Genomic DNA, 12,823 nt, shown 5'->3' with positions numbered 1-12,823 from the left:
CACGACGGGCCTCCTGGTCACCATGGCGAACCAATGTGGTCACAACGGTGAACAGCAGGCTCACACAGAGCAAGATGGGCACTCGGCGGAACGGACCGTTCCGGGGCGTTTCCACACCCCGGAACGGTCACTCTTCCGGGGTCAACCACCCCGAACGGGGGACGTAGTGTTCACAGTGCGCTGCTAACGTGAACGTTCCGCGGTGTTCACGCTCAGCGCACACACTGGTCTGGTGAAGGGACGAGCGGTGACACGAGACGGTGCCGATACGTTCTCGGCGGGGAAGCTCGCCTCGAACGATGACACCCCGACGATCATCGACGGCACGCGCCGTCAACCGCTCGAAGCCTTGCCCAAGGAACTCGTCGAGGCCCTCCGCAGCGGCGAATTCCACCACGCCCTCCGTCAGGCGATCGCCTACCGGGGTCTGTCGCTCGCCCGGCTCCGCGCCCACCTCGGGCTCCGCGGCGTCCAAATCGGACAGTCGACGTTGAGCTACTGGCAGCGTGGATTGCGCCAGCCGGAAGTGCCCAAGGCGCTCCCTGCGGTCCGCGCGCTGGAATCGGTGCTGCAACTGCCCGCGGACGCGCTCGTCGTGCTGATCGGGCCGCGGACCGCGCGGGCGCGCGGGCACCAGATGGCCGCGTCGTTCCACGACATCCGGTCCGGTGACATGGGCTCGATCGTCGACCAGCTGCTGGCCGAACTGGGCGCGTACCCGTCGTCCAACCGCTACAACGCCGATCTCGAGATGCTCTCGGTGCACGACACGATCACCTTCGACGCCGCGCACCGGCAGGTCGGCCTGCAGACCCGGCTGGTGTGCCGGGCCCGGCGGCACGGCCCGGACCGGTACGTCACCGTCTACAACGGGGATCCCGGCTGCAACATCGCCGACGTCGAGCTGATCACCGCCGAGGGCTGCCGGGTCGGCCGGATCCGGCGCAACGCCGGTGCCGAGACGATGGCCACCGAACTGCTCTTCGACCGGAAGCTCGCCGAGGGCGAGATCCACGTGTTCTGCTTCGAGGTCCGCGACGACTCCGGCACCGCGTCGCCCGGGTACTTCCGGATGCTGCGGGACCAGTGCTCCAGCTACCTGGTGCAGCTGAAGTTCGCGCTCGGCGCGCTGCCCGCGCGCTGCACGCGGCAGTTCCGGACGCGCGACGACGCCGTGCCCGTCGAGTCCGAGGAGCTGCCCCTCGACATGGGCGGCGTGACCAGCGGTTTCTTCAGCGACGCCGGGCCGGGGCTGGCCGGCATCGAGGTCGAGTGGCGGTAGCGCGTGCAATGAACAAGCACCAGCAGTCACAGCGGCGCGCGAAGGCCGGCAGGGGCTCGTGAGCGGTAAGGATGGTCGGGGTCGAGAGGGTCTTAGGTACCTGGGGAAACTCGACCTTCACACCTTGCCGAGTACATGAAGGCCCCCTTCCTTGCGCCTAGGTACAGGAAGGGGGCCTTCATGTACTTCAGGGGGCGACCAAGGGCGGCGGTGGCGTGGCAGGGCGCGTCTCGTGAGTGGTAAGGACGGTTAGAACCGTCCTCACCACTCACGAGCCCCAGCGGTCAGTACCGGTAGTGGTCGGTCTTGAACGGACCTTCGACGTCCACGTCGATGTACTCCGCCTGCTCCTTGGTCAGCTTCGTGAGCTCACCGCCGAGCGCGTCGAGGTGGATCTTCGCGACCTTCTCGTCGAGCTTCTTCGGGAGGCGGAAGACCTCCTTGTCGTACTCCTCGTGCTTGGTGAACAGCTCGATCTGCGCGATCACCTGGTTGGAGAAGCTGTTCGACATCACGAACGACGGGTGCCCGGTCGCGTTGCCGAGGTTCAGCAGGCGGCCCTCGGACAGCACGATGATGCTCTTGCCGTCGGGGAACACCCACTCGTCGACCTGCGGCTTGATGTTGATGCGCCGGATGCCCGGGTAACGCTGCAGGCCCGCCATGTCGAGCTCGTTGTCGAAGTGGCCGATGTTGCCCAGGATCGCCTGGTGCTTCATCTTCGCCATGTGCTCGACGAGCACGACGTCCTTGTTGCCGGTCGTCGTGATGATGATGTCGGCCTCGCCGAGGACGTTCTCCAGCTTCTTGACCTGGTAGCCGTCCATCGCCGCCTGCAGCGCGCAGATCGGGTCGATCTCGGTGACGATCACCCGCGCGCCCTGGCCGCGCAGCGATTCCGCGGCGCCCTTGCCGACGTCGCCGTAACCGCAGACGACCGCGACCTTGCCGCCGATGAGCACGTCGGTGCCGCGGTTGATGCCGTCGATCAGCGAATGCCGGATGCCGTAGCGGTTGTCGAACTTCGACTTGGTCACCGCGTCGTTCACGTTGATCGCCGGGAACAGCAGCTCACCGGCCGCGGCGAGCTGGTAGAGCCGCAGCACGCCGGTGGTGGTCTCCTCGGTGACGCCGCGGACGCCTTCGCCGATCTTGGTCCACTTGCCGCTGTCGGCCGCGACGGAGGCGCTCAGCAACTGCAGGAACACGCGGAACTCGTCCGAGGTGTCCTCGTCCGGGGCCGGGACGACGCCGGCCTTCTCGAACTCGGTTCCCTTGTGCACCAGCATGGTGGCGTCGCCGCCGTCGTCGAGGATCATGTTCGGGCCCTCGCCGTCCCAGGTGAGCATCCGCTCGGTGCACCACCAGTACTCCTCCAGCGACTCGCCCTTCCAGGCGAACACCGGGACGCCCTTGGGCTCCTCGGGGGTGCCGTGCGGGCCGACGACGACCGCCGCGGCGGCGTGGTCCTGGGTGGAGAAGATGTTGCAGGAGGCCCAGCGCACCTCCGCGCCGAGCGCGACCAGGGTCTCGATCAGCACCGCGGTCTGTACGGTCATGTGCAGTGAGCCCGAAACCCGGGCTCCCCGCAGGGGGAAGACCTCGGCGTACTCGCGGCGCAGCGCCATCAGGCCAGGCATCTCGTGCTCGGCGAGGCGGATCTCCTTGCGGCCGAACTCGGCGGCCTCGAGATCGGCGACGGCGAACTCGATGCCGTTGCGGGTGTCGTGCCGCTTGGCAACGCTTTCGGGGGTCATATGCGCGCTTCCTCCAAGGTTGGATGACATCGGAACAGTACCGTTGTCGGCTCAAAGCCCACCGGAACGGTTTGGAGGCCTTCACCGTGGTCATGCCGGGTCCCGATACCCGCGTCGTCGAAATACGCGTACCCGGGCTAGTGGGCACGAGCGGTGAAAGCCTGCTGGATTCGACGTCGGTGGTCGACGTCGCGGGCGATGGGATCGGCAGGCTGATCCGGCCGTCGGACCGGCTGCGCCGTCCCGCTCCCGGTCCGGTGCTGCCCGCGCTCGGCCGTTCGATCCCGCGCATCCTCGAAGGCTACCTGTGGAGCGGGATGACCTCCGGGGGCGCCGCGAAGGCGACCTGGGCGCTGCTGTTCCCGTTCTCGCTGGCGAACGTCGCGCATTGGATGCTGCCGCCGGTCCCGGAGGGCAAACGGTTCGCGGCGCTGCTCGGCTCGGTGTGCCGGGGCCTGCTGCGGGTGGCGTCGCTGCTGCTGACGATGTTGCTGATCGGCCAGCTCGCCGTGGTCTCGCTCGACCTCTTCGCCGCGCAATGCCTCGCGCCGGGTTCGACCTGTCTCGAAGGAGCGCCGTCGTTCCTGCGGGACTTCGCGCCGCTGCGGACCGCGATCGGCGTGCTGCCGCTGCTGATCCTGATCTTCGTGCTCGACCGGATCCCGTCGTCGGACTGGCGATCGCGGAACAGGCTGCACCGCGCGCACAGTTCGAGCCCGCTGCAACCGCAGGACCTGCCGCGGACGCCCGGCCTGCGCACGCTGCACACCGTCGCCGCGCTGACCTGTGTCGCGCTCCCGTTGCTCGGCGGGCCGTTCCGGCTGCCGCCGGCGACGTTCGACCTGGTCGTCTGGATCTGCGCGCTGGCGCTCGTCCTCGCCACGCTGGTGGCCTCGACGGTCGGTTTCTCGGCCGGACCGGTGATCCGGGGCGGGCTGATCGGGCTCGCCGTCGTCCTGGTCGGGATCGCCGTCGTGCGCCGGACGCCGCTGCCCGCCGGGCTCCCGGGCGGCGGGCTCGGCGGAGCGGACGGGACGGTCGAGGCGCTGGGGGCGGCGATGGTCGCGGTGACCGTGCTGTTCGCGCTGATCCTCGTCCCGGCGGCCCTGCTCGGACGGCCGGCGTGGAAACACCTGCCGCACCGGCTGCGGCCCTGGCTCGGCGGCTGGGCGGCGGCGCCGGTCGTCGCGCTGGCCGGTCTGCTCGGCGGCGGCTTCGGCGCGGGACTCGCGGTCGCGCTGCGGCAGCTGGTCGGCGCGAGCGAACTCCGGCTGCCCGACACGTACTCCCTGGTGACCGTGCTGTGGGGTGCCGGTCTCGCGCTCGCCGTCGTGCTCGGTGTGCTGGGCTTCGCGGTCGCCGTCCCGCTGCGACGGCTGCGCCGCGGCATCCCGGAGATCGTCGCGCTGATGGAGATCGACAAGGCCCAGGAAGAGGAAGCCGCGAGCGCTTGGGCGCGCGCGTCGTGGGAGCGCAAACATCTGCACCATCTCGCGCTCACGGTCGCGCTGGCGATGGCGGCGGGCGGCGGGGCGCTCCTGGTGCTGCGCTTCGGTTTCGGCCCGCTGCCGGGCTGGTTCAAGCCCCTCTCCGCGATCGGCGTGTTCGCGCTCGGCGCGATGGCGGCCGGGCTGCTGCGCGTCGTGTTCGCCGCCGCGACCACGCCCAAACGCAGCCGTCACCTCGGCGCGCTGGCGGATCTCGTGTGCTTCTGGCCGCGTGCCGCCCATCCGACCGTCCCGCCGAGTTACGCGCTCAAGGTCGTCCCGGAACTCGCGGACCGGGTCAAGGAACATCTGGCCGATCCGGGCACCCGGGTCGTGCTGTCCGGCTACAACCTCGGCAGCCTGCTGACCGTGCTCGCCGCGGCGCGGGTGATCGCCGATCTCCCGCCGGAGGACCGCGACCGGGTCGGCCTGCTCACCGCGGGATCACCACTGCAATGGGGTTACCAGCGCGCCTTCCCCGCGATGCTGCCGCAGGAGCAGCTCGCCGGGCTGTACCGGGATCTCGACGGCCGCTGGCGCGCGCTGTGCCGCGGCACGGACATCTTCGGCGGCGGCGTCACGACGTGGCGGCATCGCGTGGTGGCCGGGAAACTGCTGGGCGACGGCTACCTGCCCGGCGGCGGGACCGGGCCGCTGGCCGCCGAGGCCGACGATCAGGGCGTTTTGGTGCTCGGCGGCGATCACTGGCTGCCCGACCCGATGCGCGGGCCGACCGGACGGCACCGCTGGGCGCCCGGGGTCCTCAAGCACACGGACTACGTCGTCGACGCCGAATGGGACAACGCCGTCGCGATGGCCGCCGGCCTCGGCCGTCCGCGCCCGAAGAACCCTTGGGGCGAGCAGGGATCGCTGTTCGGGGACTTCCCCCAGATGCGCTGATGCGCGTGAAGGCCCCCTTCCCTCGGCTGAGCCGAGGGAAGGGGGCCTTCACGCGCAACCAGCTAGCTTCAGTTGGCCTTGCGGCGCACGCGCAGCAGGACCAGGACGCCGGCACCGGCCAGGACCAGCAGGCCACCGGCCCACAGCAGCCAGGCGTTGTCGAAACCGGTGTCCGCGAGGCCGCCACCGTTGCCGCCGTTACCGCCGACGTTCGGGGCGGGAACCGCGGTGCTCGACGGAGCGGAGGTCTCCGACGGCTTCTCCGTGGTGGTGGTCGGCGCGGTCGTCGGCGGCTTGGCCGTCGTCGTCTTCGTCGGCTCGCTCGGCTTCGTCGGCTCGGTCGGCTTGGTCTTCTTCTCGCCGCAGGCGAACCAGTGGCTGATGTCGGCCTGCTTGCCGCCGCCGTTCATCGGCGAGCGCAGCTTCTCCCACGGCGGGGTCTTGGCGAGACCGCGCTGGCCGGGCTCGTAGATGTTGTAGCCGTCGCCGCCCTTGACCACGATCGCGGTGACGGTGACGCCTTCACCGACCGCGGTGATGTTGAGGTACTTCTCGTTGTCCCCACCGGTGAAGGTCAGGTCCTTCGTCGAGATCTCGGTGCCCGGCAGCTTCGCCTTCTCACAGGTGCTGACGTTCTTCGGCGTCGGGATGGCGCGGGGGTCGTCGGTGTGGCACGCGAGCGCGGTGCCCGTGACGCCGAGCAGGGCGGCGGTCGCCAGCGCGACGACGGTGACAGCGGAGCGGACACGCCGTCCGGAAATGATCTGCATTCAGAGCTCTCCTGTACCGATCGGGGGACAAACGAGAGAAAGCGCGGTTGCCTCTTCTGAGGGACGAAGGTCAACTCGCGGTGCTTCTACACGAGTTCCGTTCACCCGACGGGGTGAGACAAGAGCCCGGACGTTAGCGCACACCGATTTCACACCGTGAATCGGGGCCCCCGACGAAGCGGCCCACCATCCACAAAGGAATGGTGGGCCGCCGAAACGAGAATGATCAGTCCGAAACGGACGTCGGCACCTCGCCCTTGTTCTGCTTGCCGAGCAGGGAACGGCGGCGGCTGTAGGCGAAGTAGATGACGACGCCCAGCGCCATCCACGCCAGGAAGCGCAGCCACGTCAGCACCGTCAGGTTCAGCATCAGCCACAGGCACGCGACGATCGCCAGGATCGGGATCACCGGGACCCACGGCACGCGGAAGGCGCGGGGCAGATCGGGCCGCGTCTTCCGCAGCACCAGCACGCCCGCCGAGACCAGAACGAAGGCGAACAGTGTCCCGACGTTGACCATTTCCTCGAGTTTGTCCGCCGGGAAGAACGTCGCCGCGACCGCGACCAGTCCGCCGACGACGATGGTCGCGCGCATCGGGGTCCCGGTCGGGCCGGTCTTCGCCAGGCCGCGCGGCATCAGGCCGTCACGCGACATCGCGAAGATGATCCGGATCTGGCCGAGCATCAGCACCATGACGACGGTGGTCAGACCGGCGAGGGCACCGACGGAGATGATGTTGGCCGCCCAGTCGACGCCGTTGGCCGCGAACGCGGACGCGAGCGTCTTCTTGCCGCCGTCACCCGCCGTGGTGGCGAGATCCTTGTAGTTCACCATGCCGACGACCACGAGCGACACGGCGACGTACAGCACCGTGACGATGGCGAGCGAGCCGAAGATGCCGCGGGGCACGGCCTTCTGCGGGTTGCGGGTCTCCTCGGCGGTGGTCGCGACGATGTCGAACCCGATGAACGCGAAGAACACCAGCGACGCGGCGGCCAGCAGGCCGAAGACGCCAAACGCGCTGCTGCCGCCACCGGCGATCAGCGAGAACAGCGACTGGTCGACACCGGTCGACGCCGATTCCCCGGCGGGCTGGGCGTCCGGGATGAACGGCGTGTAGTTCGACCCCTTGATGTAGAAGATGCCCAGCACGATCACGAACAGCACCACCGCGACCTTGATCCCGGTGATCACCATGGAGAACCGCGAAGACAGCTTCGTGCCGACGGCGAGCAGCGTCGCGAGCACCAGCACCACGAGCAGGGCGCCCCAGTCGACCGGGATCGGGCCGAGCTCGAACGTCGTCTTCGTGCCCTTTCCGAAGATGTAGGAGAGCACGGTTTCGAGGTAGGCGGACCAGCCCTTCGACACCGCGGCCGCGCCGACCGCGAGCTCCAGGATGAGGTCCCAGCCGATGATCCACGCCATGAACTCGCCGAACGTGGCGTAGGAGAACGTGTACGCGCTCCCGGCCACCGGGACGGTCGACGCGAATTCCGCGTAACAGAGGGCGGCCAGCGCACACGCGATGGCCGCGAACACGAACGCGAGCGAGACCGACGGCCCCGCGAAGTCACCGGCCGTGCGCGCGGTGAGGGTGAAGATACCGGCACCGATGACGACGGCGACACCGAAGACGGTCAGATCCCACGCGCTCAGGTTCCGCCTGAGCTTCGTCCCCGGCTCGTCGGTGTCCGCGATGGACTGCTCGATGGATTTCGTACGCCACAGACCGTTTCCGGGCACCCTTGACCTCCTACACCTGACTGCGGTTCAACGGACCCTATCGCCCGGTCGTGACGGCAGCGCGGTGGGAGAGCAACGAAGTACCCGGAGGTCGTGGCGGTAATCGGCGCGGTACGGAGAGTTGCCCCGGACGGCGGCCGCTCAGGCCAGCGCGCGGTCCAGATCCGGCTCCAAATAGATCAGCTTCGCCGTGGGCACCTTCGCCCGCACACGCGCTTCGGCGTCGTCGATGGCCTGCGCGATGTCCGCGGTCTCCAGCCCCGGCACCAGGGCGAGCTTCGCGGCCACCAGCATCTCGTCCGGGCCGATGTACAGCGTCCGGATGTGGATGACCCGCTCGACCTTGCCCGCGGCGAGTTCGTCGACGATCACGTCGAGATCGGTCTCGGAGGCGCCTTCGCCGATCAGCAGGCTCTTCATCTCGATGATCAGGATGATCGCGATGATGCCGAGCAGCACACCGATCGTCACGGTGCCGATGCCGTCCCACACCGGGTTCCCGGTGACGACCGACAGCCCGACCCCGCCGAGCGCGAACACCAGTCCGAACAGCGCGCCCGCGTCCTCCAACAGGACCACCGGCAGCTCGGGCGTCTTGGCCTGGCGGATGAAGGCCCACCAACCCGCATCGCCCTTGATCTTCTTCGATTCCTGGATCGCGGTGTAGAAGCTGTAGCACTCCAGCCCGATCGCGACCACGAGGATGCCGACCGCCACCAGCGGCGAGGTCAGCTCTTCGGGATGCGAGATCTTGTGGATGCCCTCGTACAGTGCGAACACCGAGCCGAGGCTGAACAGCATCAGCGCGACGATGAACGAGTAGAAGTACCGGTCCCGCCCGAAGCCGAACGGGTGCGTGCGGGTCGCCTTGCGCTGCGACGTCTTCTGGCCGAGCAGCAGGAGCCCCTGGTTCGAGGTGTCCGCGAGCGAGTGCACGGACTCCGCCAGCATCGAGGACGACCCCGTGATGAGGAAGCCGGTGAACTTCGCGGCCGCGATTCCGGCGTTCGCCACGAGCGCGGCGATGATCGCCTTGGTTCCGCCACCTGCAGACACGTGCAACTCCCCAATGGTGTCCCGATATGCCGGGTTCGAAGGCTAGCAGTGCGGATGTGCCCGTACACGGCGGGCGGGACAGGTCACAGAATTGTCGGGGCCCCTCGTTAGTCTCGCCCCTCTCATGACCTGGGGAGGTGCCCGTGCCGCGATTCGGCGTGCTCGGACCGTTGACGATCGAGAGCCCGCCCGGGCGGCGCACGACGCCGCGCGGCGAGCACCAGCGCGCCCTGCTGGCCGTCCTGCTGCTGAACGCGAACTCGTCCGTCCCGGTCGACGCGCTGGTCGAGACCCTCTGGCCGGACACGCCACCGAAGTCGTACTCCTCGAATCTGCACACGTACGTCTCGCGCCTGCGGGCCCGGTTCGAGGGCCTGGAGATCGAGCGGGAGCCGCACGGTTACCGGCTGGTGGTCGAGCCCGCCGACCTCGATCTGCTTTCCTTCCGCGAAGCCGCCGCGGCGGGGAAGGCGGCGGCGCGGGCGGGCGATCCGGCGGCCGCTGCCGGGCACTACCGCCGCGCGCTGGCGGAATGGCGCGGCCCGGTCCTTTCCGGACTGCACATCCCCCGCCTCGACGCGGACATCGCCCGCCTGGAGTCGGAACGCCTGGCCGCCTTCGAAGACTGTGTGGACGCCGAACTGTCCGACGGCAGGCACGGCGAGCTCACCGGCGAGCTCCAGGCGATGATCACCGAGCATCCGCTGCGCGAGCGGCTCGCCGCGCAGCTGATGATCGCGCTGCACCGCGCCGGACGGCAGGCCGATTCGCTGGCCGTCCACCGCGATCTGCGCGCCACGCTCGTCGAGGAGCTCGGTGTGGAGCCCGGCGCCGAGGTCCGCCGGGTGCACGCCGCGGTGTTGCGCGGCGAGGATCCGGTGCCCGCGGCCAAGGCGGCGCCGGTCTTCCCGATCTGCCAGCTGCCGCCGGACATCGCGGATCTCGCGGGCCGCGAGAACGAGATCGCGAAGCTCTCCGCACTGCTCGGCGAATCCACCGGTGTCCCGGTCGCGGTGATCACCGGCGAGCCGGGGGCGGGCAAGTCGACGCTCGCGGTCAGCACCGCGCACCGGCTCCGCCGGTCCTTTCCAGACGGTCAGCTGTTCGTCCCGTTGGCGGGCGCCTCCGACCCTCGCGACCTTTCCGACGTCCTCGGCGACCTGCTGCGCGCGCTCGGCGTCACCGGTCCGGCCATTCCGGACGACGTCGAGGCCAGGGCGGCGGTCTATCGCGGCCACCTCGCCGACCGGCGGGTCCTCGTGGTGCTCGACGACGCCGCGAGCCCCGAGCAGGTTCGCGCGCTGCTGCCGGGAACGCCGGGCAGCGCCGTGCTGATCACCAGCAGGCGTCGGCTTTCCGGGCTCGCGGGGGCGGATCGGCTGCATCTCACGCCGCTGTCCGGCACCGAGGCGATGGCCCTGCTGGCGCGGCTGGCCGGGCCGGACCGGGTCGGCGCGGAACGCGCGGACGCCGAACGCATCGCCAAGGCCTGCGGCAATCTCCCGCTGGCGTTGCGGATCGCCGGCAGCAGGCTCGCGATGCGGCCCGGTCTGCCGCTCGGGAAGCTCGCCGGGAAACTGGAGGACGAGGTCTCGCGCCTCGACGAGCTCCAGGTCAGCGATCTCCAGGTCCGCGGCAGTATCGCGTTGAGTTATGAGGCGCTGAGCCCGGCGGCGCGGCGCGCGTTCCGGCTGATCGGCCGCTGCCGCACCCTCGACCTGCCCGCTTGGGCGGTGTCGACGCTGATCGACGACGAAGGCGCCGAAGAGGCCATCGACGAGCTCGTCGAGGCCAGCTTGCTGGAAGCCACCGGTCTCGATCCGACGGGCGAGCAGCGGTTCCGCGTCCACGATCTCGTGCGCGTGTTCGCCACGGAACTCGGCCGGGCGCTGGAGACCCGCGCCGAGCGGGTGGCAACGGTCGCGAAGGTGTCGGACGCGGCGCTGTGCCTCGCCGACACGGCTGCCCGCCGCCTGCCGAGGACGGTGCCGATGCCGTTGTCGGATCACGACGTGCCCGCGCAGCCGTTGGCCGGCGAGCTGGTCGAGCGGCTGCTGCGCGACCCCGGCACCTGGTTCTCCGTGGAGCGGGCCAACCTGGTCGCCGCCGTCTCCTCGCTGTGCGCCGTGGGCTGGCGGCGGAAAGCGCTGCGCATACTGGAAAGGCTGAGCGCGTACCTGTACCTGCACAGTCATTACACCGACATGCGGACGGCGTACGAGACCTTGCGCGACGCCGCTCGCGAGGCGGGCGACCGGCACATCGTGGTCATCGCCGAGGCGAACCTGGCGGTGCTGCTGCACGTTCGCGGCGAGTACGAGCTCGCCGCCGAGGGCTACCGCGAATGTTCGAAGGAATTGGCGGAGCTGGGCGACATCTCCGCGCAGGCGTGGGTCGAGACGAATCTGGCGCGCTGCCTCGTCGGGCTCGGCAGGGCCGGTGAATCCCTGCACGCCGCGACCCAGGCCCGCGAACTGTCCACTGTGGAGGAAAGCGGTACGTACGCACGGCAGGCGGAATCCGCGGCGCTGCATCGGCTCGGCAAGATCTCCGAGGCACTGGAGATCGACAGGAGCAGCCTCGCCGACGCGCGCGAACGCGGCGACGAACGTCAGCTCGGTGTTGCCCTGCAAGGGCTTTCGTGGTCGCTGATGCTCGGCGGCCGCCCGGAAGAGGCGCTGGAGACGATCGAGGAGTCGGTCCGGGTGCTGCGCCGGACGACGGCGAAATCGGCGCTGGCGAAGTCGTTGCGCACCCAGGGCGCGATCCTCGCGGGCGCCGGACGGCGGGGCGGCGCGGTGCAGGCGTACGAGCACGCTCGACGGCTGGCCGGAGCGCTCGAAGAACGGCCGAGGGAGCTTTCCTGCACGCGCGCGATAGCCGCGAGCTGGATCGGCGACGGGCAGGCCGATCGCGCGATTCCCGTGCTGCGCCAATGCCTTGACGAATTCCGCGCCATGGGCGGGAAACCCGCGACGGCCCTCACCCTGCACGTGTTGCGCAGGGCGTACGAGGCCGTCGGGGAAACGAAGGCGGCCGAGGCGGCGGGCGAAGAGGCGAAGCGATTGGAAGTCCCCCACGACGCCAACGCTTCGACCCTCGTCCGGTTGCTGTTGTCGCTCACCGAACCCGCCCCGGCCTGACCGGGGGGTGCCCGACCCCTCAGACGGGCACCACCCGGAAGTCACCATCGGGTGCGGATCACCCGAACCGTGGTTCGCGGCGTCCGGCGGAGAACCAGGCCAGCACGATCACCAGCACGCCGTTGGCCGCCGCGTCCCACACCGGCGGCGCGGCGGGCCCGAGGCGCGATACCGCGAACACGTTGATCAGCCCGGCGACGGTCAGCATCACGCGCACTGGCTGGGTGCCCGACACCACCAGCGCGGCTGTGAGCAGCACCTGCGCACCGAGCGAGACGAGCACGACCAGCGGAAGGTTCAGCCTGCTCTCCGCGTCGGCGGCGAGGCCGTGCAGGCCGGAGCCCGCGGCCTTGACGGACTCGATCGTCTCACCCGCCAACCCCGCCAGCGCCTGCGCGGAGCCGACCAGGTCCTGGCCGCTCGGCAGCGGGAGCACCAGGTCGACGACCGGGACGAGCACGGTCACCACGGCGGCTCCGAGCGCGGCGAGCAAGGCGGTGGGGCGCGCGGAGACCGGCACCCGGAAAGCGCGTCCGCTCGCCGTGTCGGGATGGGAAGTCACTACTGCTGCTCCTTGGCTATCGACATCCGGGACGAGCCGACGCCAAGCGCCGGGTCACCCCTTCGGGCGATAGTTGCGGAAGCCACCACACGGAACGCACACACTTCGGCCAAGCCCGC

8 protein-coding genes are annotated in these 12,823 nt (G+C 69.8%); 3 read left to right on the top strand and 5 right to left on the bottom strand.

Annotated features, from left to right (window positions below; all coding sequences use genetic code 11):
- The first annotated feature begins 247 nt into the window (after nucleotides 1-247).
- The gene (locus NQK81_RS31925) at nucleotides 248-1,282 is read left to right on the top strand and encodes a hypothetical protein (protein WP_192743391.1); all 1,035 of its coding nucleotides are present in this window, start codon (nucleotides 248-250) and stop codon (nucleotides 1,280-1,282) included.
- Between the two features lie 284 nt (nucleotides 1,283-1,566).
- On the opposite strand, the gene ahcY is transcribed toward NQK81_RS31925, so the two are convergent.
- A complete protein-coding gene (ahcY, locus tag NQK81_RS31920; protein WP_257484436.1) occupies nucleotides 1,567-3,039 on the bottom strand; it encodes an adenosylhomocysteinase in 1,473 nt (490 codons plus the stop codon).
- 92 nt (nucleotides 3,040-3,131) lie between these two features.
- Between ahcY and NQK81_RS31915 the strand changes: the two genes are divergently transcribed.
- Entirely contained in the window at nucleotides 3,132-5,426 is a 2,295-nt protein-coding gene (locus tag NQK81_RS31915) for a hypothetical protein (RefSeq protein ID WP_257484435.1), read from the top strand.
- Between the two features lie 68 nt (nucleotides 5,427-5,494).
- Here NQK81_RS31915 and NQK81_RS31910 read toward each other — a convergent pair whose 3' ends face one another.
- From NQK81_RS31910 to NQK81_RS31900, 3 genes are all read right to left on the bottom strand, one after another.
- Nucleotides 5,495-6,196 (bottom strand): LPXTG cell wall anchor domain-containing protein, encoded by a 702-nt coding sequence (locus tag NQK81_RS31910; protein ID WP_257484434.1) that lies wholly within the window; start codon nucleotides 6,194-6,196, stop codon nucleotides 5,495-5,497.
- 226 nt (nucleotides 6,197-6,422) lie between these two features.
- Nucleotides 6,423-7,943, bottom strand: coding sequence for an amino acid permease (locus NQK81_RS31905; protein WP_257484433.1), 1,521 nt, complete (start codon nucleotides 7,941-7,943; stop codon nucleotides 6,423-6,425).
- A 141-nt stretch (nucleotides 7,944-8,084) separates the two neighbouring features.
- A complete protein-coding gene (locus NQK81_RS31900; RefSeq protein WP_126735771.1) occupies nucleotides 8,085-8,999 on the bottom strand; it encodes a cation diffusion facilitator family transporter in 915 nt (304 codons plus the stop codon).
- A 143-nt stretch (nucleotides 9,000-9,142) separates the two neighbouring features.
- Between NQK81_RS31900 and NQK81_RS31895 the strand changes: the two genes are divergently transcribed.
- Nucleotides 9,143-12,142 carry an AfsR/SARP family transcriptional regulator gene (locus NQK81_RS31895; RefSeq protein ID WP_257484432.1) on the top strand — a complete coding sequence of 1,000 codons (3,000 nt, stop codon included), beginning with the start codon at nucleotides 9,143-9,145 and terminating at the stop codon, nucleotides 12,140-12,142.
- A gap of 58 nt (nucleotides 12,143-12,200) precedes the next feature.
- On the opposite strand, the gene NQK81_RS31890 is transcribed toward NQK81_RS31895, so the two are convergent.
- Nucleotides 12,201-12,704, bottom strand: a complete 504-nt coding sequence (locus tag NQK81_RS31890) for a hypothetical protein (RefSeq protein WP_257484431.1) — start codon at nucleotides 12,702-12,704, stop codon at nucleotides 12,201-12,203.
- Between the last annotated feature and the right edge of the window lie 119 nt (nucleotides 12,705-12,823).

Source organism: Amycolatopsis roodepoortensis (assembly GCF_024628825.1).
GTDB lineage: Bacteria > Actinomycetota > Actinomycetes > Mycobacteriales > Pseudonocardiaceae > Amycolatopsis > Amycolatopsis roodepoortensis.
This window is presented reverse-complemented; position numbering and strand designations above follow the sequence as displayed.

Coding starts and splice junctions, on each gene's coding strand:
- NQK81_RS31915 (WP_257484435.1), top strand. CDS start 3,132: ATGCCGGGTCCCGATACCCGCGTCGTCGAAATACGCGTACCCGGGCTA.
- NQK81_RS31910 (WP_257484434.1), bottom strand. CDS start 6,196: ATGCAGATCATTTCCGGACGGCGTGTCCGCTCCGCTGTCACCGTCGTC.
- ahcY (WP_257484436.1), bottom strand. CDS start 3,039: ATGACCCCCGAAAGCGTTGCCAAGCGGCACGACACCCGCAACGGCATC.